The organism is Ramlibacter lithotrophicus, from assembly GCF_012184415.1.
Lineage (GTDB): Bacteria > Pseudomonadota > Gammaproteobacteria > Burkholderiales > Burkholderiaceae_C > Ramlibacter > Ramlibacter lithotrophicus.
Genome location: NZ_VTOX01000002.1, coordinates 349,252 through 371,817 on the forward strand (window position 1 = coordinate 349,252; position 22,566 = coordinate 371,817).

At 71.6% G+C, this 22,566-nt stretch carries 23 protein-coding genes; 16 read left to right on the plus strand and 7 right to left on the minus strand.

Translation table 11 applies throughout. The annotated features are described in order from the left end of the window. Positions 1 to 93 precede the first annotated feature (93 nt). From RAMLITH_RS07690 to RAMLITH_RS07710, 5 genes are all read left to right on the plus strand, one after another. Positions 94 to 747, plus strand: coding sequence for a BON domain-containing protein (locus RAMLITH_RS07690; protein WP_168106788.1), 654 nt, complete (start codon positions 94 to 96; stop codon positions 745 to 747). A 65-nt stretch (positions 748 to 812) separates the two neighbouring features. Beyond that, positions 813 to 1,241 (plus strand): Hsp20/alpha crystallin family protein, encoded by a 429-nt coding sequence (locus tag RAMLITH_RS07695; protein WP_168106789.1) that lies wholly within the window; start codon positions 813 to 815, stop codon positions 1,239 to 1,241. Positions 1,242 to 1,292: 51 nt separating this feature from the next. Then, entirely contained in the window at positions 1,293 to 1,979 is a 687-nt protein-coding gene (locus RAMLITH_RS07700) for an ABC transporter ATP-binding protein (protein WP_168107204.1), read from the plus strand. Positions 1,980 to 1,983: 4 nt separating this feature from the next. Continuing rightward, positions 1,984 to 4,350 (plus strand): ABC transporter permease, encoded by a 2,367-nt coding sequence (locus RAMLITH_RS07705; RefSeq protein ID WP_168106790.1) that lies wholly within the window; start codon positions 1,984 to 1,986, stop codon positions 4,348 to 4,350. A gap of 4 nt (positions 4,351 to 4,354) precedes the next feature. Beyond that, positions 4,355 to 5,548 (plus strand): efflux RND transporter periplasmic adaptor subunit, encoded by a 1,194-nt coding sequence (locus RAMLITH_RS07710; protein ID WP_168106791.1) that lies wholly within the window; start codon positions 4,355 to 4,357, stop codon positions 5,546 to 5,548. A gap of 6 nt (positions 5,549 to 5,554) precedes the next feature. On the opposite strand, the gene RAMLITH_RS07715 is transcribed toward RAMLITH_RS07710, so the two are convergent. Next, entirely contained in the window at positions 5,555 to 6,001 is a 447-nt protein-coding gene (locus RAMLITH_RS07715; protein WP_168106792.1) for a universal stress protein, read from the minus strand. Positions 6,002 to 6,161: 160 nt separating this feature from the next. On the opposite strand from RAMLITH_RS07715, the gene RAMLITH_RS07720 reads away from it, so the two are divergent. From RAMLITH_RS07720 to RAMLITH_RS07730, 3 genes are read left to right on the plus strand one after another with little or no spacing between them, the layout of a single operon-like run. Beyond that, positions 6,162 to 6,374, plus strand: coding sequence for a hypothetical protein (locus RAMLITH_RS07720; protein ID WP_168106793.1), 213 nt, complete (start codon positions 6,162 to 6,164; stop codon positions 6,372 to 6,374). A 2-nt stretch (positions 6,375 to 6,376) separates the two neighbouring features. Beyond that, positions 6,377 to 6,532, plus strand: a complete 156-nt coding sequence (locus RAMLITH_RS07725; protein WP_168106794.1) for a hypothetical protein — start codon at positions 6,377 to 6,379, stop codon at positions 6,530 to 6,532. Between the two features lie 47 nt (positions 6,533 to 6,579). After that, entirely contained in the window at positions 6,580 to 8,031 is a 1,452-nt protein-coding gene (locus RAMLITH_RS07730) for a bifunctional aminoglycoside phosphotransferase/ATP-binding protein (RefSeq protein WP_168106795.1), read from the plus strand. Between the two features lie 6 nt (positions 8,032 to 8,037). Here the strand turns inward: RAMLITH_RS07730 and phbB are convergent, their stop codons facing one another. The 3 genes from phbB to RAMLITH_RS07745 all read right to left on the minus strand — a co-directional run bounded on the left by phbB (position 8,038) and on the right by RAMLITH_RS07745 (position 11,648). Continuing rightward, positions 8,038 to 8,787, minus strand: a complete 750-nt coding sequence (gene phbB, locus RAMLITH_RS07735; protein WP_168106796.1) for an acetoacetyl-CoA reductase — start codon at positions 8,785 to 8,787, stop codon at positions 8,038 to 8,040. A gap of 113 nt (positions 8,788 to 8,900) precedes the next feature. Continuing rightward, on the minus strand, positions 8,901 to 10,535 hold the full coding sequence (gene groL, locus RAMLITH_RS07740; protein WP_168106797.1) for a chaperonin GroEL: 1,635 nt from the start codon (positions 10,533 to 10,535) through the stop codon (positions 8,901 to 8,903). Between the two features lie 150 nt (positions 10,536 to 10,685). Then, entirely contained in the window at positions 10,686 to 11,648 is a 963-nt protein-coding gene (locus RAMLITH_RS07745; protein ID WP_168106798.1) for an acetyltransferase, read from the minus strand. A gap of 104 nt (positions 11,649 to 11,752) precedes the next feature. Here RAMLITH_RS07745 and RAMLITH_RS07750 point away from each other — a divergent pair, with 104 nt between their 5' ends. Beyond that, on the plus strand, positions 11,753 to 12,739 hold the full coding sequence (locus RAMLITH_RS07750) for a ribose-phosphate diphosphokinase (protein ID WP_168106799.1): 987 nt from the start codon (positions 11,753 to 11,755) through the stop codon (positions 12,737 to 12,739). Here the strand turns inward: RAMLITH_RS07750 and RAMLITH_RS07755 are convergent. Genes RAMLITH_RS07755 through RAMLITH_RS07765 form a run of 3 tightly spaced genes read right to left on the minus strand, consistent with a single transcriptional unit; the run spans position 12,700 to position 15,564 of the window. Next, entirely contained in the window at positions 12,700 to 13,791 is a 1,092-nt protein-coding gene (locus RAMLITH_RS07755; protein ID WP_168106800.1) for a hypothetical protein, read from the minus strand. The genes RAMLITH_RS07750 and RAMLITH_RS07755 overlap by 40 nt on opposite strands. A 13-nt stretch (positions 13,792 to 13,804) precedes the next feature. Beyond that, positions 13,805 to 14,917 carry a CapA family protein gene (locus RAMLITH_RS07760; protein ID WP_168106801.1) on the minus strand — a complete coding sequence of 371 codons (1,113 nt, stop codon included), beginning with the start codon at positions 14,915 to 14,917 and terminating at the stop codon, positions 13,805 to 13,807. Further along, positions 14,914 to 15,564 carry a phosphoribosyltransferase gene (locus RAMLITH_RS07765; protein ID WP_168106802.1) on the minus strand — a complete coding sequence of 217 codons (651 nt, stop codon included), beginning with the start codon at positions 15,562 to 15,564 and terminating at the stop codon, positions 14,914 to 14,916. Before RAMLITH_RS07765 ends, RAMLITH_RS07760 begins: the two co-directional genes overlap by 4 nt. Positions 15,565 to 15,790: 226 nt before the next feature. Between RAMLITH_RS07765 and RAMLITH_RS07770 the strand changes: the two genes are divergently transcribed. From RAMLITH_RS07770 to RAMLITH_RS07800, 7 genes are all read left to right on the plus strand, one after another. Continuing rightward, the gene (locus RAMLITH_RS07770) at positions 15,791 to 16,144 is read left to right on the plus strand and encodes an HPF/RaiA family ribosome-associated protein (RefSeq protein ID WP_168106803.1); all 354 of its coding nucleotides are present in this window, start codon (positions 15,791 to 15,793) and stop codon (positions 16,142 to 16,144) included. After that, a complete protein-coding gene (locus tag RAMLITH_RS07775) occupies positions 16,141 to 16,605 on the plus strand; it encodes a CBS domain-containing protein (protein ID WP_168106804.1) in 465 nt (154 codons plus the stop codon). Before RAMLITH_RS07770 ends, RAMLITH_RS07775 begins: the two co-directional genes overlap by 4 nt. Further along, positions 16,602 to 19,094 carry an AAA family ATPase gene (locus RAMLITH_RS07780; protein ID WP_202883248.1) on the plus strand — a complete coding sequence of 831 codons (2,493 nt, stop codon included), beginning with the start codon at positions 16,602 to 16,604 and terminating at the stop codon, positions 19,092 to 19,094. Before RAMLITH_RS07775 ends, RAMLITH_RS07780 begins: the two co-directional genes overlap by 4 nt. A gap of 406 nt (positions 19,095 to 19,500) precedes the next feature. Beyond that, positions 19,501 to 20,736, plus strand: coding sequence for a thiamine pyrophosphate-dependent dehydrogenase E1 component subunit alpha (locus RAMLITH_RS07785; protein ID WP_202883249.1), 1,236 nt, complete (start codon positions 19,501 to 19,503; stop codon positions 20,734 to 20,736). 18 nt (positions 20,737 to 20,754) lie between these two features. Further along, positions 20,755 to 21,726 carry an alpha-ketoacid dehydrogenase subunit beta gene (locus RAMLITH_RS07790; protein WP_168106805.1) on the plus strand — a complete coding sequence of 324 codons (972 nt, stop codon included), beginning with the start codon at positions 20,755 to 20,757 and terminating at the stop codon, positions 21,724 to 21,726. Between the two features lie 11 nt (positions 21,727 to 21,737). Then, positions 21,738 to 22,016, plus strand: a complete 279-nt coding sequence (locus RAMLITH_RS07795; RefSeq protein ID WP_168106806.1) for a YgiT-type zinc finger protein — start codon at positions 21,738 to 21,740, stop codon at positions 22,014 to 22,016. After that, on the plus strand, positions 22,013 to 22,552 hold the full coding sequence (locus tag RAMLITH_RS07800; protein WP_168106807.1) for a hypothetical protein: 540 nt from the start codon (positions 22,013 to 22,015) through the stop codon (positions 22,550 to 22,552). The genes RAMLITH_RS07795 and RAMLITH_RS07800 overlap by 4 nt, the downstream gene beginning before the upstream one ends. The last annotated feature ends 14 nt before the right edge of the window (positions 22,553 to 22,566 follow it).

A 22,566-nucleotide genomic window follows, 5' to 3' on the forward strand; every position in this document is an offset into this window, starting at 1 on the left:
CTGCGCTTGCGCCACGTCAAAGATGTTGTTGCCCCGCGACCTAGATTTGAATCGCGGCGCGGCCCTCGGGCACTCGCCGCGAGGGAGATCCACGTGAAAACAGACGCACAACTGAGGACGGATGTCACCGACGAACTCGCGTGGGATCCGGCCGTCAACGCCGCCAACGTCGGCGTCATCGTCAGGGAGGGCGTGGTGACCCTCACCGGCCACCTCGACAGCTTCGCGGAAAAGCACGCGGTGGAGCGGGCCGTGCGCCGCGTCTCCGGCGTGCGCGGCATCGCGCTCGATCTCGAGGTGAAGCTGCCCAGCAGCGCGCAGCGCAGCGACTCCGAAATCGCGCTGGCCGCCACCGCCGCGCTGGGCCTGAACTCGCTGGTGCCCGCCGGCAAGGTGCAGGTCCAGGTCGAGAACGGCTGGGTGACGCTGACCGGCGAGGTCGACTGGGGTTACCAGTTCGCCAGCGCCGAGCAGTCGATCCGGCCGCTGCCGGGCGTGCGCGGGCTGTTCAACCGCATCACCATCAAGCCGCGCGTCGACGGCAAGGACATCGGGGCCCAGATCACGGCGGCGCTGACGCGGCAGGCGGTGCGCGAAGCACGGCACATCGACATCAAGGTGGAAGGCGGTGTGGTCACCCTGAGCGGGAAGGTGCATTCGATGGCGGAACACGATGCCGCTGTCGGCGTCGCCTTCTCGACCAAGGGGGTGTCCCACGTCGTCGACCACCTCCAGGTAGCCGGCTGAAGCCGGCGACGGCGGCCGCCCTGCCGACGGGCGGCCGGTTCATTCATCCGCACCAGGAGCCAATCATGACGAATCTCCGCCTGTTCGACCCCGCCTTCGGCGACAACCTCGAATCCACCATGCGCCGCTTCTTCTCGCCCACCGCCTGGGAGCAGGAGCTGCCGGCGCTCAAGATGCGTGTCGACGTCACCGAGCGCGACAACGCCTATGAAGTCAAGGCCGACATTCCCGGCGTGAAGAAGGAAGACATCAACGTGCGCATCGACGGCAACGTCGTGCAGATCGATGCCGAGGTCAAGCGCGAGAGCGAAAGCAAGGACAAGGCCGGCAAGGTGCTGCGCAGCGAGCGCTATGCCGGCACGGTGTCGCGCACCTTCAGCCTGGCCGACGACGTGGACGAAGGCAAGGCCGAAGCGAAGTACGCCGACGGCGTGCTGACGCTGCAACTGCCCAAGAAGGCCACCGCCGCCGCGCGCAAGGTCACGGTGCAATAGGGGGCGGGCGTGCCGGCGCCGGGACAGCAAGCCACCGTCCCGGTGCTGGGCATGCGCGACCTGTGCAAGACGTACGGCGCTGGCGACACTGCCGTACGAGCGCTGCGTCACGTCGACCTGGACGTGGCCAGCGGCGAGTTCATCGTGCTGCTGGGCGCCTCGGGCAGCGGCAAGTCCACGCTGCTCAACATCCTGGGCGGGCTCGATCGTCCGACCAGCGGCGAGGTACGCTTTCTCGACCATCGCCTCACCGACGCCTCCGACGACGACCTCACCCGCTACCGGCGCGAGCACGTCGGCTTCGTGTTCCAGTTCTACAACCTCATCCCGAGCCTGACGGTGCGCGAGAACGTGGCCCTGGTGACCGACATCGCGAGCGACCCGATGCCGGTCGACCAGGCCCTGGCGCTGGTGGCGCTGGCGCCGCGCCGCGACCATTTCCCGGCGCAGCTCTCCGGCGGCGAGCAGCAGCGGGTCGCCATCGCGCGCGCCATCGTCAAGCGGCCGCAGCTGCTGCTGTGCGACGAGCCGACCGGCGCACTGGACTATGTCACCGGCAAGCTGGTGCTGGAGGTGATCGCGAGGATCAACAGCGAACTGGGCACCACGGCGATCGTCATCACCCACAACGCTGCGATCGCCGGCATGGCCGATCGCGTGGTGCGCCTCGCCGACGGCGCCATCGCCAGCATCGAGGTGCCGCCACGGCGCCTCACGCCGGCCGAACTCTCCTGGTGACGCCATGAAAGCGCTCGATCGCAAAGTGTGGCGCGACCTGCGGCTGCTGTGGAGCCAGGCCATCACGATCGCCCTCGTGGTCGCCAGCGGCATCGGCGGCTTCGTCGGCTGCCTGTCGGCCGTGGACTCGCTCGCGCTGGCCCGCGACGGCTTCTACGAGCGCGGCCAGTTCGCCGACGTCTTCGCCGTCGTCAAGCGCGCGCCGGACGCGCTGGCGCGGCGCCTGGCGGAGATCGACGGCGTCCTGGTGGTGCAGACGACGGTGGAGGCCGGTGCGCGCATCACCATGCCACGCAGCCCCGACCCGGTGATCGGCCAGCTGATCGGCATGGACCTGCGCCATGGCCGCAGCCTGAACCGGGTCGCCCTGCGCTCCGGGCGCCTTCCGGCGGCGGGCAGCCGTCCCGGCGGCGAGCTCGAAGCGGTGGTGTCCGAGGGCTTCGCGCAGGCGCACGGCCTCGCCAACGACGCCGCCGTCACGGCGCTGGTCAACGGCAAGCAGCGTCAATTGCGCATCACCGGTCGCGCCCTGTCGCCGGAATACATCTTCGCCGGGCTGTGGGGCATGCCGGACCTGCGCGCGTTCGGCGTGTTCTGGGTCGATCAGGAGGAACTGGCGGCCGCCATGGACATGCGCGGCGCATGGAACCGGGTCGCGCTGAAGCTGGCGCCGCGCGCCTCGGTGCAGGCGACGAGCGAGGAAGCCACGCGGCTGCTGGCCGCCTTCGGCGGGCTGCCGGCGCACGGCCGCGCCGAGCAGGTCTCGCACGCGATGCTGGACAACGAGATCCGCGAGCAGCAGGTGATCGGCACCGTGCTGCCGGCGATCTTCCTCGCGGTGGCGGCCTTCCTGCTGCACGTCGTGGCGGCGCGGCTGGTCGCGACGCAGCGCGAGCAGGTGGCCGCCCTGAAGGCGCTGGGCTACCCGAACCGCACCATTGCGTGGCACTACCTGAAGCTGATGGCGCCCATGGTCGGCGGCGGCTACCTGCTGGGGCTGGCGCTGGGCGACTGGATGGCGCACGGGCTGATGGGCCTGTACGACGACGTGTTCCGCTTCCCGGTGTTCGAGCACCGGCTCGCGCCGTCGCTGGTCGCCATGGCACTGGGCGTGGTTGCCGTCACCGGCGTGCTGGGCACGTTGACTGCCATCGCCGCCACCGTGCGCCTGCAGCCGGCCGAGGCGATGCGTCCGCCGGCGCCGGGGCACTACCGCCGCTCGCTGCTGGAGCGGCTGCCGCGCCTGCGCACCGGCCCGGCCGTGCGCATGATCCTGCGCAACGTCGAGCGGCGTCCCCTGCGCGCGGCGGTCACCGTCGGCGGGATCGCGGCTTCGGTGGCGATCGTCATCATCGGCACGTTCTTCCGCGACGCCATCGAGGTGATCGTCGACGCGAACTTCAACGTCGGCATGCGCAGCGACATTGCGCTGTGGGCCGTCGAGCCGGTGGACGCCGGCGCGGCGCGGCTGCTCGCGCGGCTGCCCGGGGTGCTGCAGGTGGAGGCCGGGCGCCGGGTCTCGGTCCGCTTCGTGCACGGGCAGTACAGCGAATCCGGCTTCATCCTGGGCCATGCCGCGCCGCCCGAGCTGCAGCGCGTGGTCGACGTCGACCGGCGTCCCGTGCCGATTCCGCGCGACGGACTCCTCATGAGCGATCGGCTGGCCGACAAGTTGCGCCTGCGGGTCGGCGACCTCGTCACCGTGGAAGTGCGCGAGGGCCGGCGGCTGGTGCGCGAGGTGGTGGTGGAGCGCACGGTGCGCGACATGATGGGACTGAACGCGTACATGGACCGCCGTTCGCTGAACCGGCTCCTGCGCGAAGGCGACGTGGCGACCGAGTTCACCTTGCGCGCGCCTGGCGCGGCAGCCCACACGGTGCTGCAGGCGACCCAGGCGATGCCGCGCGTGGCGGGCGCCTTCAGCAAGGCCACCATGCTGCGCAACATGGAGGAAGTCACCGCGCGCAACATCCTGATCATCAGCAGCATCCTCACGGCGTTCGCGGCGGTGATTGCCGTCGGCGTGGTCTACAACAACGCGCGCATCGCGCTGGCAGAGCGCGCCTGGGAGCTGGCGAGCTTGCGCGTGCTCGGCTTCACCCGCGCCGAAGTGTCGGTGCTGCTGCTGGGCGAGCTGGCGCTGGGCATCGCGGTGGCGATCCCGCTCGGCATGGTCCTCGGCTGGGCGCTGACGCACGGCCTGGTGGAGCTGATGCGCTCCGACCAGTTCTTCTTCCCGGTCGTCATCCGCCCGCGCACCTACGCGCTCGCGGCCCTGTGCGTCGTGGCAGCCGGCGCCGCCAGCGCCATGGTGGTGCGGCGGCGGATCGACCGCCTCGACATGGTGGCCGCGCTCAAGACCAGGGAGTAGCCCGATGACACTGAACCGCACCACATGGGCCTGGGTGGCGATCGCCGCGGCGGCGCTGGCGGCGCTCGCCTGGGCGTTCTGGCCGCGCGCCGTCGAGGTGGAAACCGCCGCCGCCCGGCAGGGCCGGTTCGAGCAGGCGATCGAGGAGGACGGACGCACGCGCGTGAAGGACCGCTATACGGTGTCCGCGCCGGTGGCGGCGCGGGTGGAGCGGATCGCGCTGCGCGAGGGCGACCGCGTCAAGGCGGGCGACGTCGTCGCCGTGCTGCGCCCGGTGATGTCGCCGATGGTCGACGAACGCAGCCGGCGCGAGGCCCAGGCGCGGCTGCAGGCCGCCGCCGCGGGGGTCCAGGGCGCGGCGGCGCGCGTCGGGCGCGCGCGCATCGCGCTGCAGGAGGCGCGGCTGGAGCAGGAGCGCACCGAGCGGCTGGCCGCCGACGGTTTCCTGTCGGCATCCAGGCTCGATTCGGTGCGGCTGGCGCTTGCCGGCGCACGGCGCGAACTGGAGAGCGCGCAGGCCGGGCAGGAAGTCGCGGTGCAGGAGCGCGCCCAGGCGGCCGCCGCGTTGCAGCCGGCGGCCACCACGCTGACCACCCGCGGCGCCCTCTCCGTGCGCAGCCCGGTGGCCGGGGTCGTGCTGCGGGTGACCCAGCCGAGCGAGGCGACGCTGCCGGCCGGCGCCGCCCTGCTCGACGTCGGCGATCCGCAGCGGATGGAGGTCGTGAGCGAGCTGCTCACCACCGACGCGGTGCAGGCCCAGCCCGGCCGCCGGGCGGTCATCGAGCGCTGGGGCGGCCCGCCGGTGGAAGGCGTCGTGCGTCGCACCGAGCCCGCCGCATTCACCAAGGTCTCGGCGCTGGGCATCGAGGAACAACGGGTCAACACGCTGATCGACGTGACGGCCCCGCCGGCCGACTGGCAGGCGATGGGCGACGGCTTCCGGGTGGTCGTGCGCGTGATCACGCACAGCGAGGACGAGGCGCTGACGGTGCCCGTCGGCGCCCTGTTCCCCGACGGCGAGGGGTTTGCCGTCTACACCGTCGACGGCCGCCGGGCGCGCCTGCGCCGGGTCGACGTGGGGGGGCGCAACGGCAGCCAGGCCTGGGTGCGCTCCGGCTTGCAGGCCGGCCAGGCCGTCATCGTCTACCCGCCCGCAGCCGTCGCCGACGGCCGGCGGGTGAAGCCGCGCCGGCCCTGACCGGCGTCACTCCTCCTGGCGCACCAGCAGCACCGGCACGGCGCTGGTGCGGGCGACCTGTTCGGCTTCGCTGCCCATCGCGATGCGGTTGAAGCCGCGGCGCCCGTGCGTGCCCATCACGATCAGGTCGCAGTTGTGCTGCTTCGCCTGGTCGACGATGACCTGCGCGACCCGTTCGTTGGTCACCTCGCGCAGCAGCGACTCGCGATGCACGCCCGCCTCTTCGGCGGCATGCCGCGCCTTGGCCAGGATCTCGAGGCCGTAGTGGCGCAGTCCCTTGAGCATCTCGTCGTAGCTGCGCACGGAGGTCATCTCGACCAGCATCCGGAAATCGTCGACGACGTGCAGGAAGAACAGCGTGGCCTGCTGGCCGCTGGCCAGCCTGATCGCCTCGCGCAGGCCGCGCTCGGAGGTCGGGCTGCCGTCCAGCGGAACGAGGATACGTTGGTACATGAGGAGCTTCCTTCCCGGCCGGCCATTGCGACCCCGCCCCCGGCCATCGGGCGGGATACCTGCATTGTTGTCGGGGTGGATGAGCCTGCGTTGAGAAAACGCAAGGCTCGCGCGGCCGCAGCGTCCAAGATGAGGCCAACAGCGGTACGGGGGACCAGACATGAGCGACGATGCCATGCGCCACGGCTACGAACTGACCTTCGAGCCCCTTGCGGGGCAAGGCGGCGGCTACGCCTTTCCCTGCGACGACCGGGGCCGGGTGGACCTCGACACCTTGAGCGAACGCGCCCGCAACGATTACCTGTTTGCCCGCGCGCTGGTGGGCCGCACGCTGGCGGCACCGGCCGTGCACGTCAGCAGGCGCCGGGGCTGAACATGCTGCCGCTGCGCCCCGGCCTGCGGCTGCGCCCACGCGCCGGCGTCACCTGTCATCAGCGCTGGCAGCGGTCGCGCAGCCTGCTGGCCGCCACGCGCGGCCGCCGCCCCGCCGCCGGCTGGCGCAGCTGCCGCCGTCCACCCGACCTGCACTGAACGCGGTCGTGGTTGGCGCGGGTCCTGCCCTGGACTACGCTTGGCGCATGACGCCATCCGCTTCCCATCCAGGCGCATCGCTGGTCGCGGCGCTCGCGGCCAGCCTCGCCGCGCAGGTGATCGAGACCCACATTTCCTGGGTCCTGTTGGCCGGCGACGAGGCCTGGAAGATCAAGAAGCCGGTGCGGCTGCCGTTCGTCGACTACGGCAGCCTGGCCGCGCGGCGGCACTGCTGCGCGGAGGAAGTGCGGCTGAACCAGCGGCTCGCTCCGTCGCTGTACCTTGGCGTGAGCCGCATCACCGGCACCGCGCTGGCGCCTCGCATCGACGGCGCGGGCGAGGCCATCGAATACGCGGTGCGCATGCGCCGCTTCGCCGTCGGCGCCTTGTTCTCGGAACAGCTCGCCGCCGGGACGCTGGGGCCAGCGCAAGTCGACGCGCTCGCGGCGCTGCTCGGCGACTTTCATGAACAGGCGCCCCCGGCCACGCCGGACAGCGGCCATGGCAGCCCCGAAGGTCGGCGCCGGGTGGCGTTCGCGGCGCTCGAAGGCACGGGCGCCGTCGCGACGGCGGCCGAACTGGGGCGGCTGCGTCCCTGGCTCGGCGCCCAGGCGGACACGCTGGACGCGCTCTGGCGCGAGCGTCTCCGGGCGGGCCGCGTGCGCGAAGGCCACGGCGACCTGCATCTGGACAACGTCGTGAGCCTGGACGGCAAAGTCGCCGCCTTCGACGGCATCGAGTTCGACCCGGCGCTGCGCTGGATCGACGTCATCGACGACCTCGCGTTCGCCGTCATGGACCTCGCCGCGCGCGGGCGGCGCGACTTCGCCTTCCGGCTGCTCGATGGCTGGCTCGCCCGCACCGGCGACCACCAGGGGGTGGAGGCGCTGCGCTTCGCCGCCGTGTACCGCGCCCTGGTGCGGGCCCAGGTGGAGCAGCTGCGCGGACCGGATCGCGCGGATGCCGCTCGCCGCTACGTGGACGCCGCGCTCTCCTGGACCAGGCCGCCGGCGCCGGCCCTCACCATCACCCACGGCCTGCCCGGCTCGGGCAAGACCTTCCAGTCGCAGCGGCTGCTGGAACGCACCGGCGCGATCCGCATCCGCTCGGACGTCGAACGCAAGCGCCTCGCGGGCCTGGCGATGCTCGAAGACTCGCGGGCGCACGGCCTCCATTTGTACACCGCCGACGCCACCCGGCGCACGTACGCGCAGCTGGAAGCGCGGGCCCGCGCCCTGCTGGCGGCCGGCTGGCCGGTGATCCTCGATGCCGCCTTCCTGCGCCGGGACGAGCGCGCGGCGGCACGGGCGCTGGCCGAGGAACTGCGGGTGCCGTTCGCGATCCTCGATTGCCAGGCGCCGCCGGGCGTGCTGCGCGAGCGCCTGCTGGCCCGTCGCGGCGATGCGTCCGAGGCCGGCGTGGCGGTGCTGGAGCGGCTGGAGGCGGTGGCCGAGCCGCTCAGCCCCGACGAACAGTCGCTGCGCTGCGAGTCGCTCTGACCGCGCTCACGCCATGTGCTGGCCGCCGTTGATGGCGAGGTTGGCACCGGTGACGAAGGCGGCCGCGTCGGAGCACAGGTAGGCCACCAGCTGGGCCACTTCGTCGGGCTCGCCCAGCCGCCCGAGCGGGATCTCCGGCAGCACGTGGTCCTGCAGCACCTGCGGCGAGACCTTCTCCACCATCCTCGTGCGCAGGTACCCGGGCGAGACGGTGTTGACGGTGACGTTCCTGCGCGCGAGCTCCAGCGCCAGGGTGCGGGTGAAGCCGACGACGCCGGCCTTGGCGGCCGCGTAATTGGCCTGCCCGAAGGCCCCGCGCTGGCCGTTGACCGACGAGATGTTGACGATGCGGCCCCAGCCCAGCGCCACCATGTCCTCCACCACCTGCCTGGACATGTTGAACATCGAATCGAGGTTCGTGCGCAGCACCGCATTCCAGTCGTCCACCGTCATCTTGCGAAAGCTCGCGTCGCGCGTGATGCCGGCGTTGTTGACCAGCACCGACACCGGCCCATGGCGCTCGCGGATCGCGGCGACGGCGCCGGCGCAGCTGTCGAAGCTCGCGACGTCGGCGGGGAAGGCATCGACCAGGCAGCCCGCCGCCGCCTGCCCGGCCTGCCACGCCGCGACCTGGGTGTTGCCCGGGGTGTGCAGCGCCACGACGCGCAGGCCGTCCGTGGCCAGGCGGCGGCAGATGGCGGTGCCAAGCCCGCCGGTGCCGCCCGTGACGACGGCGAGGCGCGGATCCGTACTCATGTCCCAAACTCCTTGCTTGCAGGTTCATGCGGCGTGGAGGGCAGGGCGCGCCGGGCCGGTTGCACTGCGGGACGTTTCCACGCCGCACGGACCGTGGCGGCTTCGTCGTCCGGTCAATACATCCCGGGCGGCCCGGCCTCGCCGGCGCCGGCCGCGGGCGCGGCCGGCTTGGGCGCATTGGCGATCAGGCAGTCCACGGTCAGGACCAGGCTCGCGATCGAGCCCGCGTTCTGCAGCGCCAGCCGCGTCACCTTGGCCGGGTCGATCACGCCCATCTCGAGCATGTCGCCGTACTCGCCGCTGGCGGCGTTGTAGCCGAAGCTGCGCTGGTCCGACCCGTCGACGCGCGCCAGCACGATGGAGGACTCCTCGCCCGCGTTCGCGACGATCCGGCGCAGCGGCTCCTCGAGCGCGCGCGCCACGATGCGTACGCCGGAGTCCTGGTCCAGTGACGGCAGTCTCAGCTCGCGCAGCACGCGCCGCGCGCGCAGCAGGGCGACGCCGCCGCCGGGCACGACGCCTTCCTCGACGGCGGCCCGGGTTGCATGCAGGGCGTCCTCGACGCGCAGCTTGCGCTCCTTCAGTTCCGTTTCGGTGGCGGCCCCGACCTTGATCACGGCGACGCCGCCGGCCAGCTTGGCCATGCGCTCGTCGAGCTGCTTGCGGTCGTACTCGCTGGTGAGCTCTTCGCGTTCGCGCTTGAGGGCGGCGATGCGCTCCCTGATGCGCTGCGGATCGCCCGCGCCGCCGATGATGGTGGTGCGGTCCTTGTCCACCTCGATGCGGCGCGCCCGCCCGAGGTGCTCCAGCCGCGCCTTCTCCAGCGCCAGGCCGGTTTCCGCGGCGATCACCTGGCCGCCGGTGAGGATGGCCATGTCCTGCAGCATGGCCTTGCGCCGGTCGCCGAAGCCGGGCGCCCGGACGGCGCAGGTCCTGAGCACGCCGCGGATGGTGTTGACCACCAGCGTGGCGAGCGCATCGGCCTCGACCTCCTCGGCAATGACCAGCAGCGGCCGGCCGGCCTTGGCGGCCGCCTCCAGCAGCGGCACCAGTTCCTGCAGCCCGCTCAGCTTCTGGTCGTACAGGACGATGCCGACGTCCTCGAGCACCGTCGACTGGCGCTCGGCATTGTTGATGAAATAGGCCGAGAGATAGCCGCGATCGAACTGCATGCCTTCGACGACGTCGAGCTCGCTGGCCATGCCGGAGCCGTCCTCGATGGAAACCGCGCCGTCGCGCCCGACCTTGTCCATGGCGCGCGCCACCAGGTCACCGATCGAGCGGTCGTTGTTGGCCGAGATCGCCGCCACATGGGCGATCGCCTGCGAGGTCCCGCACGGCTGCGCCAATTGCCTGAGCTCGCCGACGACGGCCTCGACGGCCGCGTCGATGCCGCGCTTGACGTCCATCGGGTTCATGCCGGCCGCCAGGTATTTCAGACCTTCGCGGATCATGCCGTGGGCCAGCACCGTGGCCGTGGTGGTGCCGTCGCCCGCCATCTCGCTGGTGCGCGCGGCGACTTCGCGCAGCAATTGCGCTCCCATGTTCTCGAAGCGGTCCTCCAGCTCGATCGCCCTGGCGACCACCACGCCCGAGTTGACGATCTGCGGCGGCCCGTACTCGCGGTCGAGCACGACAGTGCGGCCGCGCGGCCCCAGCGTCACCTTCACGGCGTCGGCCAGCGCGTCGATGCCATGGCGGATGCGGTCGCGGGCATCCTGCCCGAAGAGGAGCTGTTTCGCTGCCATTGCAAGCCTCCCAGGACGCGCCGCGTTCGGCCGCATCGCGGCGGCCGCGCCCTCGTCCACCGGCAAACCTAGGTCAAGGCCGCCGGCTCCGCGTTGACGTGGCGCAATGGGCCGGCGGCACCGCCTGGAGCTGCTCGGCGGCTGCGCGCTTCAGGGTGCGGCCGGGAAAGCCCGCGCGAACGCGTCGATGAATTCCCCGAGGCCCTCGCGCGGCAGCAGGTCGACGCCCGCGGCCTCGGCGCGGCCGCCGCCACCGGGGAACCGCCGGCACAGCTCGTCGGCCCCGCGCGGCCGCGCCAGCGGCGCGCGCACGCTGACGCGCCAGCCCCCCTTGGTCTGGCACAGCAGCGCATGGGCGCGCTCGGGCGCCCGCGCCGCCAGTTCGTTGGCGAATTCGCCCTGCACCCGCCGCGCCCACGCGGCGTCGGGCAGCACGGTGACCGAACCGGCGTCACCGTGCCAGACAGGCGGCGTGCCATGCGCCAGCGCGAGGTCGTCCCGGCGCGCCTGCCCCAGCCGCCGCGGCGCGTCGTGCCCGGCGACGAAATCGAACGGATCGGCGAAGGGCTGCAGCGCACGGTAGAGGTCGGCGGGCCGCAGCAGCAGGTCGGCTTCGGTTTCGCCGTAGGCGTTGTAATTGATCGCCTGTCCCAGTTCTCGCAGCAGGTCGGCCTGCCGCTGCGCGAGCCCGGCCTCCTGCGCCAACCGGGCCGCGGCCGGCTCCAGGTGGTCGCCGAAGGCGGCGACGATGGCCCACAGGCGGTGCCGTCCCCGCAAATGACGGTCGACGATGGTGCTGGTGCACTCGCCGGGTGCCGGGTCGATGTGCGCGGTCAGGCCGGCGTGCCGGGGAATCACGCCGGCGAAGTGGTGGTCGAAGTACTCGACGGCCACGCCCTGTGCCAGGAGGCGCAGCAAGCCGGCGCGATTGCGGTCCAGGGAAACATCGAGCACAGTGACACTGTCGCCCGGCTGCGCCGCGACGCGGGCCAGCAGTTCGATGTCGCGCTTGGTGCCGGTGACGAGCTGCGAGTCGCGCGGCGCCGCCAGGCGCAGCTGGTGCAGGGCGCAGATGCCGTCGGCATCGCCGTTGAAGACGTCGTGGTGGCTCATTGGGTAACCTCCGCCCTGCGGGCTGCGGTGCCATGAGCCTCCGGAGCCGCCGAGCGGCTCATGGCGCGGCGGACCCGCGCCGGGAGACCGAGGAAAGGATCGTCATGGAGCACTCCCGCCTGGCGCTGTTCGCGCTGTATGCCTCACGTGATTTTGGCGCCGCCGTCGCCCGCCACCTGGAGCTGGCCCTGAGCCCGCACGAGGAGCGCGAGTTCGAGGACGGCGAACACAAGAGCCGGCCGCTGGTGAGCGTGCGCGGCCGCGACGCCTTCGTGGTCCAGTCGCTGTACGCCGATGGCCAGCAGAGCGTCAACGACAAGCTGCTGCGCCTGCTGCTGTTCATCGGCGCGCTCAGGGACGCCGGCGCGGCCTCGGTGACGGCGATGGTCCCGTACCTCGCCTACGCGCGCAAGGACCAGAAGTCCAAGCCGCGCGATCCGGTCAGCACGCGCTATGTCGCCGCGATGTTCGAGGCCGTCGGCGTCGACCGCGTGGTCACGCTGGACGTCCACAATCTGGCGGCGTTCCAGAACGCCTTCCGCTGCCGCACCGATCACCTGCAGGCCAACGGCCTGTTCGTCGCGCACTTCGCGCCCCTGGTCGGCGAGCGGCCGGTGGTGGTGGTGTCGCCGGACGCGGGCGGCATCAAGCGCGCCGAGCGGTTCCGGGAGCGACTGGAGCGCGCCCTGGGACGGCCGGTGGCCGCCGCCTTCGCCGAGAAGCACCGCAGCGAGGACGTCGTGAGCGGCGACATGATGGTCGGGCCGGTGGCGGGCCGCTGCGCCATCATCATCGACGACCTGATCGGCAGCGGCACCACGATCGCGCGCACGGCCAGGGCCTGCCGCGAACTCGGGGCGACCGCCGTGTATGCAGCCGCGTCGCACGGCCTGTTCGTGGGCCAGGCGCCGCAGGTGCTGGGCGGCGACGCGCTGGACGGCCTGGCCGTCACCGACACCGTGCCGCCGTTCCGGCTCGGTGCCGCGCCGGCCGCCGGGAAGCTGGCGTTGCTGCCGGCCACCCGGCTCTTCGCCGAGGCGATCCGCCGCCTTCATGGCGGCGATTCGCTGGTGGAACTGCTCGAGGGCTGAACGCAGGCATGGGCGTGCGACGCGGCCAGTTGCAGGTACTGGCCGGCCCGCTCGCGCCACACGGGCGAGCCACGGTAGCGCGGCTCCTTCAGGTGCCACAGCGCGATGCTGGCGCGCACGCAGCCGCGCAGGCCCCGGTAGAACGCGGTCAGTTCCCGTGGCACGGCGTCTCCGCTCAGCGCGGCGAACTCCTGCAGCAGCACGTGCCCGAGGTCGGCCGCTCCCGCGCGTTCGCACTCCAGGGCGACGAAGGCGAGTTCGTCGGCGCTGTCGACGGTGCGCAGCTCCGTCGAGAATTCCAGGCAGTCGATGATCGCCGGCGGCTCGCCCAGCCAGACGTGCTCCGGACGCAGGTCGCCGTGGCCCTCGACGACGCGGCCGGCGCGCACGCGCGCCGCCGGCCGGTCCCGCCGGTGCTGCAGGAACAGCCGCAGATCGGCGCAGACCGGCCGCACGGCGCCCGACGGGAACGCCAGCTGCGGATCGCACAGCCGCGCTTCGTGATGGGCGATCTCGCGCGCCAGCCGTTCGCAATAGACCTCGGGATCGTGCAGCACCGGCGGCAGGTTCGCGTAGAACCCGGACAGCAGCGCCGCCAGGCGCCGCATGTCCCCGGCCTGCGCCGCGCCGGTGGCGAGCAGGCGGTCCAGCATGCGGCCGGCCGGCAGCCGGTGCATCACGACCAGCCAGTCGACCACCTCCCCCTCGGGCCACAAGCCCAGTGCGCCGTTCGCGTCCGCGCGTAGCGGCAGGACGTCGAGGTAGACCGATGGAGCGAGCCGGCGGTTGAGCCGCACTTCCTCCTCGCAAAAGAAGCGCCGCCGCTCCAGCGTGCCGAAGTCCAGCCCGTCCGAGCGGACCGGCTTCTTGAGCTTGAACGCCTGCTGCGGCGTGAGGAACACCCAGGACATGTGGGTTTCGATCGCCTCGACGCTGGCGGGCGGAACCGGCCAGGCCGAGGGCTGTCGCAGCGCCGCGACCTTCGCTTCCAGCGAGGCGCGCGGCTGCGGCAGCGATCGCTGCCCGGGGCCGGTGAGCGGCGCGCCGTCCATGGTCCAGCCCCCGTCAGCCAGCGAGCTCGAGCACGCCGTCCGGCCGCAGCCCGACGCGGCCGCCGAACGGGTGTGCCTGCAACATGTCGGCCAGCGCCGCCACGTCCGCGTCGCCGGCGCGCTCCAGCCGCAGGCGGCGCTGTCGCATCGGCACCAGGAGCAGTTGTTCGACCTTGCCGGTGTCGCGGTCGAGCCGTGGAAAGTACATCAGCGCCAGGTCCGGCCGGAACGCCTCGTGGCCGCCTATGCCTTCGTAGTCGTTGATGAAGTCGCCGCAGCCGTACAGCACCAGCCTGCCGTCCATGAACTCGCCGGGCAGCACATGGTGCGACGAGTGGCCGTGCACCACGTCGACGACACCCGAGCGGATCAGTTCGCGGGCGAAATCCCGATGCGCCGGCGGAACCGCCGGGCTCCAGTTGGCGCCCCAGTGGATCGACAGCACCACCAGGTCGCCGGGCTGGCGCTGCGGCGCGATGGCGCCGGCCAGCCACGCGGCGCTCGCGGGCGACACCGTCTCCAGGTAGTTGACGCCCGGCCGCCGGGCCGTCGCGGCCCACGACGGCGGCACGCCGCTGCTGGCCGCCGCCACGCCGAACACCAGCACCCGGCCGCCGCCGGGCAGCGCGAGCCGCGCCGGCGCCGCGGCCTCGCCCGCGTTGCGGCCAGCCCCGGCGAAGCGCAGGTGCGCCGCCTGCAGCGTGCGAAGCGTCTCGAGCAGTCCGACGACGCCCCAGTCCAGCACGTGGTTGTTGGCGAGCACGCAGCAGTCGATCCCGGCGCGCGACAGGCATCCGGCGTTGGCCGGGTGCATCCGGTAGTGGATGCCCTTGCCGGGCTGCGCTTCCTCGCTCACCGTCACGGCCGTCTCGAGGTTGACGATGCGCAACGCCGGCCGCATCTGCTCCAGCACGGCCAGCGCGTCGCCCCACGGGTACCCGGCGTCGAGCCCTCGCCCGAGGGGGCCGCAGCGCGCCTCGGCCAGCCGCACATAGTCGGCGGCGGACTGCACGTATGCCTCGAACAGGCGCGGCGGCGCTGGATGCGGCAGCAACTGGTCGATCCCGCGGCCGGTCATCACGTCGCCGCACAGGAACAACCGCACGCCGGCGGCATCGGCCCTCATGGCGGCGGCGGCGCGTCCTGGCCCGCCGCTCGCAGCAGCGCGATCGCCTCCTCGTCGTCGACCTGTCCGAAGGTGCGGTAGAACTGGCCCACGGCCTGGAAGTCCGGCGGCGTGAACAGGCACACGACCTGGTCGGCATGGGGCCGCACCAGCTCGATCGCGTCCTGCGACGCCACCGGCACCGCGCAGACCAGCAGCTCGGGCCGGTGCGCGCGCACGGCATGCAACGCCGCCAGCATCGTGGCGCCGGTCGCCAGGCCGTCGTCGACAACGATCACCACCCGCCCCGCCGGGTCCACGGCCGCGCGCTGCGGCGTGTAGCGGGCGCGACGCTCGCGCAGCACCTGCAACTGCTCGCGCTTTTCGCGCTCGATGTAGGCGTCGTCGGCGCCGGCCGCGTGCGCGTATGGCGCGATGTACGCCCAGCCGAGCTCGTCGATGGCGCCGATCGCGTATTCCGGCGAGAACGGCGAGCGCAACTTGCGCACCAGCACCACGTCGAGCTCGCCCTGCAGCCGCTCGGCCAGCACGCGCCCCATCGGCAGCGCGCCGCGCGGAATGGCCAGGACCAGCGGATGGCGGCCGCGCCAGCCCTGCAGGGCGCGCGCCAGTTGCTGCGCGGCGTCGATCCGGTCGGCGAATCGCATGCTGCCTCCCGATGGGTTCGCACCGCACGCTCGAGCAGGCTGCCCGCGGGCGGCGCCTGGTTTCATTCTGGGGCGCGGCACGGCGGCCGCCTTGCGCTGGCTCAATGCCGGGGCCGCGCGCGCGGCATTGAGGCGCCCTGCCTCCTTTGCCTTACCTCAAGGCGCGGGCCGTGCGGTCTGCCATTGTTGATGCACGGCAGCGGAAAGCTGCGCACTGGAAAACGCGATGAAGCAAGCTCCTGACATCCGGTTCGTCGGCATGGAACCGTCCGAGGCGCTCGAGGCCGCGGCCCGGGAGAAGATCGCCAAGCTCGAGCAGTTCTGCCCCGAGATCATGGCCTGCCACGTGGTCATCGACCTGCCGCACCGGCATCGCAACCAGGGCCGCCGGTTCGCGGTACGCGTGGACCTGACGCTGCCCGGCCGCGAACTGGCCGTGACGCGCGTCGAGGATCCGGACGTGTATGTCGCGCTGCGCGATGCGTTCGACGGGATGCGCCGTCAACTCGAGGAAACGATGAGGCGCATGCAGGAATTCACCCGGCCGCCGGCCGCGGGCGAAACCGGGGGGGCGCGATGAGGTTCACGCTCACCGCGGCCGACATCTGCAGCCGGATCGTCACCATCACCTATCCCAGCATGGCCCTCGGCGAGGCGGCGCGGCTCATGCGCGAGCGCAGTGTCGGCTGCCTGGTCGTCGTGCAGGAGGTGTCGCCCGAGGAAAGCATCGTCGTCGGCGTGCTCACGGATCGCGACATCGCGATGGGCGTGGTGGCGGCCGACCGGGACCCGCACGGCCTGCGCGTCGCCGACGCGATGACCGGCAAGGTCGTCACGGCACGCGAGGACGACACCATCCTCGACCTGCTCGCCATGATGCGGCGCTCGAAGATCCGCCGCATCCCGGTCACCGGGCCGAGGAACGTGCTGATCGGCATCGTCACGCTCGACGACGTGCTGCAGGCCGTGGCCCAGCAGATGCAGGCGGTCGCCGCCGCCGTCGCGGCAGCCACCAGCCACGAACGGACGACGCTCCCGTGAGGCGCAGCGAGGCACCCCTGCTGCTCGGGGCCGCGAATGCGCAACCCCCGGGCCTGCCGGCGAGCCAGTTGTGCACGCGCTGCGACCCGGCCCGGTTCGCGTTCGAGACCACCGAGTCGCTGCCCGAGCCCGACCAGCCGTTCGGGCAGGCACGCGCGATCGAAGCCGTGGCGATGGCGCTGGACATCGCCGGGCCCGGCTACAACCTCTTCGTGCTGGGGCGCCCTGGCAGCGGGCGCCACGAGGTCGTGCGGCAGCTGGTGGAGCTGCACGCGCGGCAGCGGCCGGGGCCGGTCGACTGGTGCTATCTCTACAACTTCGCGGACCCGAACAAGCCGCGTGCGCTGAGCCTGCCGGCCGGCGAAGGCGGGCGGCTGCGGGCGCAGATGCAGGGCTTCGCCGAGGAGGTCGGCAAGGCGATCCAGGTCGCGTTCGAGAGCCAGGAGTACCGCTCGCGCATCGAGGCGATCGAGAAGGATTACAAGCAGCGCGAGAACGATGCGCTGCAGGCGCTGGTGCAACGTGCCGGGCAGCAGGGGGTAGCCGTGCTGCGCACGCCGCAGGGATTCGCCTTCGCGCCGACGAAGGACGGCGAGCCCATGACGGAGGAGCAGCTCGAAGCGTTGACCCAGGAAGAGCGCGATCGCCTTTCGCGCACCGTGGAGGAAATGCGCACGCCGCTGCTCGACCTGATGCACGAGCTGCCCCGCATGCGAAGGGAGATGCAGAGCCGGATCCGCGAGGCGACGCGCGACACCATGGGCTTCGCGGCCGGGCACCTGATCGAGGAGCTGAAGGAGCAGTTCGCCGCCCATCCGACGGTGCTTTCCTTCCTCGACGAAGTGCTCAAGGACATCCTGGAGGCGGGCCAGCAGCTGCGCGAGCAGCGCAGCGAGGACGAGGAGCCGAGCGGCTTCACCGGCAGCCTGTCCCTGATCCGCTACCAGGTCAACCTGTTCGTCGGGCACCAGCCGGGCGACCATGTCCCGGTGCTCGAGTGCGACAACCCGACCTACGCCAACCTGGTCGGCCGGATCGACCACCTGCCGCACATGGGCACGCTGCTGACCAACTTCACGATGATCAAGGCGGGAAGCCTGCAGCGCGCGAACGGTGGCTACCTGCTGCTGGACGCGCTGGAGGTGCTCGCCCAGCCCTATGCGTGGGACGGCCTGAAGCGCGCGCTGCGCAGCGGGGAGGCGGTGATCGAATCGCTGCCGCAGGTGCTGGGCTGGGTCAGCACCGTGGCGCTGGAGCCGGAACCGGTTCCGCTGGCGCTGAAGATCATCCTGTTCGGCGAGCGCCGCCACTATTACCTGCTGCAGGCGCTGGACCCCGAGTTCGACGACCTCTTCAAGGTGGCCGCCGACTTCGAGGACGAGGTGCCGCGCGACGCGCAGCAGACCGCCCGCTATGCGGCGCTGGTCGGCTCCCTCGCGCGCGGCGCGAAGTTGCGCCCGCTGCAGCGCGATGCCGTGACGCGGCTGATCGAGCACGCGGCGCGGCAGGCGGGCGACGCCGGAAAGCTCTCCACCGCGACGCGGCAGCTCGAGGAACTGCTGCACGAAGCGGACCTGGTCGCCGCGCGGGCCGGTCGCGCGCTGGTCCTGCGCGAGGACGTCACCCAGGCACTCGCGGCGCGCATCCGCCGCGCCGACCGGCTGCGCGACAACCTGCACGATGCGGTGCTCAGCGACACCCTGGTGGTCGCGACCAGCGGCGCGCAGGCCGGCCAGGTCAACGGGCTCGCGGTGCACGAACTCGGCGAATTCCGCTTCGGGCACCCGGTGCGCATCACTGCCACCGCGCGCCAGGGCGACGGCGACCTGGTCGACATCGAGCGCGAGTCCGCTCTGGGCCAGCCGATCCACTCGAAGGGCGTGCTGATCCTGGCCGCCTACCTGCGCTCGCGCTATGCGCAGGACCTGCCGTACTCGATGTCGGCGAGCCTGGTGTTCGAGCAGTCGTACGGGCCGGTGGAAGGCGACAGCGCTTCGCTGGCCGAGCTGTGCGCGCTGCTCTCGGCACTGGCCGGCCTGCCGGTGCGGCAGTCGCTGGCCGTGACCGGCTCGATCGACCAGGCCGGCGCCGTCCAGGCGATCGGCGGCGTCAACGAGAAGATCGAAGGCTTCTTCGACGTCTGCCGCGCGCGCGGCCTCACCGGCGAGCAGGGCGTGCTGATCCCGCGCGCCAACATCAGACACCTGATGCTGCGCGAGGACGTCGTGGACGCCGCGGCGCAGGGCCTGTTCCATGTCTGGCCGGTGGGCCATGTCGATGAGGCGGTGCAGCTGCTCACCGGGCACGCCGCCGGCGAGCGCGATGCCGCCGGCCGCCTGGCCGAGGGAACGGTGAACCAGCTAGTGACGGCGCGCCTCGCGCAGATGGCCCTGGACCGCCAGGCCTACGCCACCGGCCAGCCGCGGCGGCCGCCGTCTCGCTGGCGCAAGCCGGGACCGCGCGGGCGCCGCGCCGATCCGCGCGGCTGACGCCGGGAAGACTGCCGCTGGGGTTGTCACCGCGCACCGGGCTGCCACCCGGGCGGGAACCGCCTGCACATCGGGCGACGACCGCGGCGCACCACGTCACGGTCGGCGGGCCGCCTTGGATCGCGGCCCCATCGCGTCGCCCTGCCGCAGTCGGCGGTCCACCCGGCGCACGGTGACATCGATCAATCTAGGCCGGGGCAGCGCGCCGGCAATGATGCAGGTCAATGTGCAAGTTGCGCCGGGCAGCGGCATGGCGCTCATCCGCGCAGCGCATCCGCATGCAACTGCGTGGCCCGGTCACAAGGCCCTGCACCAGTCGCGGCCGGCCGGGATTGACGTAGCGCAAAGCCAAAGCTCGGCGGCGGCCTACGTTTGCTCTGTCCACTCACAGCAAGGGAGACCGCATATGTCCTCACCCGACAGCCTCGTACGCGCGGATGCACCGTCGCTGGCACCCGTCACGGATCCGATCGGCGCCCTGGGCCGGCGCGCATTCATGAAGTCCGTCGCGAGCGCGGGCGCGGCGGTCTCGCTGATGACCGGCCAGTCCGCGTTCGCCGCCGGCGAAAGCGGTTACTGGTCGAAGGACCTGCCGAACGACAAGCTCGTCGACATGTTCACCACCATCGTGCGCATCCGCTGGCACGAGCGCACCATGGCCGACAAGATGGCCAGCGACCCGAACTATCGCGGGTACAACCACTTCTACGCGGGCCAGGAAGCCGTCGCGGCCGGCGTCTGCGCCGCGCTGAACAACAAGGGCGGCGTCCTCGAGGCCGACCTGGTCTACAGCACGCACCGTCCGACCGGCCACGCGATCGCCAAGGGCATGGACATGAAGAAGATGGCGGCGGAGGAGGAGTTCAAGGCCACCGGCATCAACAACGGCTATGCCGGCGAGATGCACCTGTCCGATGCCTCGATCGGCTTCATCGGTGCCGACGGCATGATCGGTCCCGGCCCGGTGATCGCCACCGGCTCGGCCTTCGCCATCAAGGCGCGCGGCAGCAAGCAGGTGGTGGTCAACTTCGGCGGCGACGGCACTTACGCGACGCCGCACTTCCACGCGACGCTGAACAACGCGGCGCTCCTGAAGCTGCCCTTCATCTACGTGCTGGAGAACAACCTCTACCACCAGTACGCGCACTACTCGTATTCGTGCCCGATGAAGGACATCGCCGATGCGGCCCGGACCTATCGCATTCCGGGCGTGGTGGTCGACGGCCAGGACGTGTTCCAGGTCTACAACGTCGCGAAGATCGCCGTGGACCGCGCGCGGGCCGGCGAAGGCCCGACGCTGATCGAGGCCAAGACCTATCGCTACTACAACCACTGGGGCGCCCCGGGCGTGAAGCCGGGCGAGCTCGGTGCGTTCGGCTACGACCCGCTGGCGATCTCCTCGTTCCGCCCGGAGCGCGAAGTGCGCGCGTGGATGCAGCGCGATCCGGTGGTGATCGCCCGCGACGTCCTGATCAACTGGGGCGTGCTGACGCGCGCCCGCGCCGACCAGATCGAGGCGGCGGCGAAACAGGAGGCGATCGAAGCCTTCGCGTGGGCCGCGCAACAGCCTAACTGCAAGCCCGAAGACGGCCTGCGCAACGTGTTCGTCGAAGGCGTGGTTCCGGCCCGCCAGTTCGGCTGATCGCTCAAGGAGAAAACCATGGCACGCAAGAGCTGGATGTATTCCGTCCTGGAGGCAGTGCAAGGCGAGATGCGGCAGGACAAGAGCATGGTGTGGATCTTCGAGCTGACGCCCCCGGTCGCCTCGACCCCCGGCAAGCCGGTGATCAACCTGGAGCGCGAGTTCGGCCGCAACCGCGTGGTCAACACGGGCATCGACGAGAACTGGATGGCGTCCGCGACGCTGGGCGCGGGACTGGCCGGATCCAGGGCCGTGACCTACATCCCCTACCAGGGCAACGCCATGTGCTTCCAGGTGATCCAGAACCATGCCGGCAAGCTGCGTTCGATGAGCGGCGGCAAGGCCGCGATGCCGGTGGTGTTCATTCTCGAGATGACCGGGCAGACGCCGGGCTTCGCCGGCCAGCATTCGGACTACGAGATCGACACCTACTACGCCCACATCGCCGGCGTGAAGACGGTGGTGCCTTCGACGCCGTACGACGCCAAGGGCATGATGGTCTCGGCCATCCGCGACCCGAACCCCGTGGCGTACCTGTATCCGGCCGGGCTGCGCGAGCTGATGGAGGAAGTGCCCGACAACCAGTACACGGTCCCCCTGGACAAGGCGGCGATCCGCACCACCGGCAGCGACATCACCATCGTCGGCTCCGGCGCGAGCATGCCCGACGTGATGGAAGCCACGGGCAAGCTGCAGGCGCAGGGCATGAAGGTCGAGGCGATCGACCTGCGCTGCCTCAAGCCCATGGACACCGAGACGCTGGTGAAGTCGGTCCAGAAGACCAAGTACCTGCTGACGGTGGACCAGAGCTACTACACGCTGTGCCCCGGCGCCGAGGTGATCGCGCGGGTGGCGGAAAACGTGGCCGGCGCGCGCTTCAAGCGCGTCGCCTTCCCCGACGCGCCGCCGCCGGCCTCGCCCGAGATGTTCCTGTGGATGCGGCCGAGTGCCGAGAACGTGGTCAAGGCCGCGCTGAAGCTGGTCGGCTGAAGGAGGCACACATGGCGCGGTCCTTCATGACCTGCACGAACTGCGGCGGCGAGGACGTGCAGCCGGCGGCGGTGAAATCCGCCTTCTGGCACGACGACCGCCTGGTGGTCGTGGAGGACATCCCCGCGCTGCGCTGCGGCGCCTGCGGCGAGCAGTTCTACGACGACAACACGGTGCTGGTGCTGGACCTGATGCGCGGCCAGGGCTTCGCGGAAGGGCAGGCCAGCTCGCACGTCAGCGTGCCGGTGTTCTCGTTTCGCGATCACGTGCCCGGCGCGGGGGGGTCATGAACGCGGCGCGGTCGATGGCGGCCGCGCTCGCGCTGGGCGCCTCGCTCGTCACGCCGGCCGCACTGGCGGCGGCGGGCGAGGACTTCAACTTCATGCCCAAGGGAGGGCGGGCGCTGCTGCTGGAGACGATCGGCAGCACGCCCGCGCAATTGCGTCCCGTCGTGCAGAGCAAACGCACCGAGGCCCAGTGGCGCGAGTTCGCCGACGCGCAAGGCAAGCGCCTGACCGAGCGCGAGCGCGCGACGCTCGCCGCCTACCTCGCCGTCAATCTGCCGGTGGACGGCCCGCTGGACAGCGCGCAGCAACTGCCGCGCGACGGGCGCGACCTGGCGTGGGAAGAGTGCCAGTCCTGCCATTCGCTGTTCTCGAGCCATCTCACGCAGGAGCGCAGCGCACAGCACTGGCGCAACATGTTCATGTCGCCGTTCCACCGGCAGATGAAGATGACGCCGCGCGAGCGCGAGGAGTTCGCGCGCTATTCCGAGCTCAACATGCCGATGAAGGTCGACGAAGTGCCGCCGGACCTGCGGTTCTAGGAAACGAAGCACAG

Coding starts and splice junctions, on each gene's coding strand:
- RAMLITH_RS07705 (WP_168106790.1), top strand. CDS start 1,984: ATGAAAGCGCTCGATCGCAAAGTGTGGCGCGACCTGCGGCTGCTGTGG.
- RAMLITH_RS07730 (WP_168106795.1), top strand. CDS start 6,580: ATGACGCCATCCGCTTCCCATCCAGGCGCATCGCTGGTCGCGGCGCTC.
- RAMLITH_RS07790 (WP_168106805.1), top strand. CDS start 20,755: ATGGCACGCAAGAGCTGGATGTATTCCGTCCTGGAGGCAGTGCAAGGC.
- RAMLITH_RS07785 (WP_202883249.1), top strand. CDS start 19,501: ATGTCCTCACCCGACAGCCTCGTACGCGCGGATGCACCGTCGCTGGCA.
- RAMLITH_RS07775 (WP_168106804.1), top strand. CDS start 16,141: ATGAGGTTCACGCTCACCGCGGCCGACATCTGCAGCCGGATCGTCACC.
- RAMLITH_RS07715 (WP_168106792.1), bottom strand. CDS start 6,001: ATGTACCAACGTATCCTCGTTCCGCTGGACGGCAGCCCGACCTCCGAG.
- RAMLITH_RS07700 (WP_168107204.1), top strand. CDS start 1,293: ATGCGCGACCTGTGCAAGACGTACGGCGCTGGCGACACTGCCGTACGA.
- phbB (WP_168106796.1), bottom strand. CDS start 8,787: ATGAGTACGGATCCGCGCCTCGCCGTCGTCACGGGCGGCACCGGCGGG.
- RAMLITH_RS07795 (WP_168106806.1), top strand. CDS start 21,738: ATGGCGCGGTCCTTCATGACCTGCACGAACTGCGGCGGCGAGGACGTG.
- RAMLITH_RS07720 (WP_168106793.1), top strand. CDS start 6,162: ATGAGCGACGATGCCATGCGCCACGGCTACGAACTGACCTTCGAGCCC.
- RAMLITH_RS07765 (WP_168106802.1), bottom strand. CDS start 15,564: ATGCGATTCGCCGACCGGATCGACGCCGCGCAGCAACTGGCGCGCGCC.
- RAMLITH_RS07760 (WP_168106801.1), bottom strand. CDS start 14,917: ATGAGGGCCGATGCCGCCGGCGTGCGGTTGTTCCTGTGCGGCGACGTG.
- RAMLITH_RS07745 (WP_168106798.1), bottom strand. CDS start 11,648: ATGAGCCACCACGACGTCTTCAACGGCGATGCCGACGGCATCTGCGCC.
- RAMLITH_RS07770 (WP_168106803.1), top strand. CDS start 15,791: ATGAAGCAAGCTCCTGACATCCGGTTCGTCGGCATGGAACCGTCCGAG.
- groL (WP_168106797.1), bottom strand. CDS start 10,535: ATGGCAGCGAAACAGCTCCTCTTCGGGCAGGATGCCCGCGACCGCATC.
- RAMLITH_RS07750 (WP_168106799.1), top strand. CDS start 11,753: ATGGAGCACTCCCGCCTGGCGCTGTTCGCGCTGTATGCCTCACGTGAT.
- RAMLITH_RS07800 (WP_168106807.1), top strand. CDS start 22,013: ATGAACGCGGCGCGGTCGATGGCGGCCGCGCTCGCGCTGGGCGCCTCG.
- RAMLITH_RS07710 (WP_168106791.1), top strand. CDS start 4,355: ATGACACTGAACCGCACCACATGGGCCTGGGTGGCGATCGCCGCGGCG.
- RAMLITH_RS07755 (WP_168106800.1), bottom strand. CDS start 13,791: ATGGACGGCGCGCCGCTCACCGGCCCCGGGCAGCGATCGCTGCCGCAG.
- RAMLITH_RS07725 (WP_168106794.1), top strand. CDS start 6,377: ATGCTGCCGCTGCGCCCCGGCCTGCGGCTGCGCCCACGCGCCGGCGTC.
- RAMLITH_RS07695 (WP_168106789.1), top strand. CDS start 813: ATGACGAATCTCCGCCTGTTCGACCCCGCCTTCGGCGACAACCTCGAA.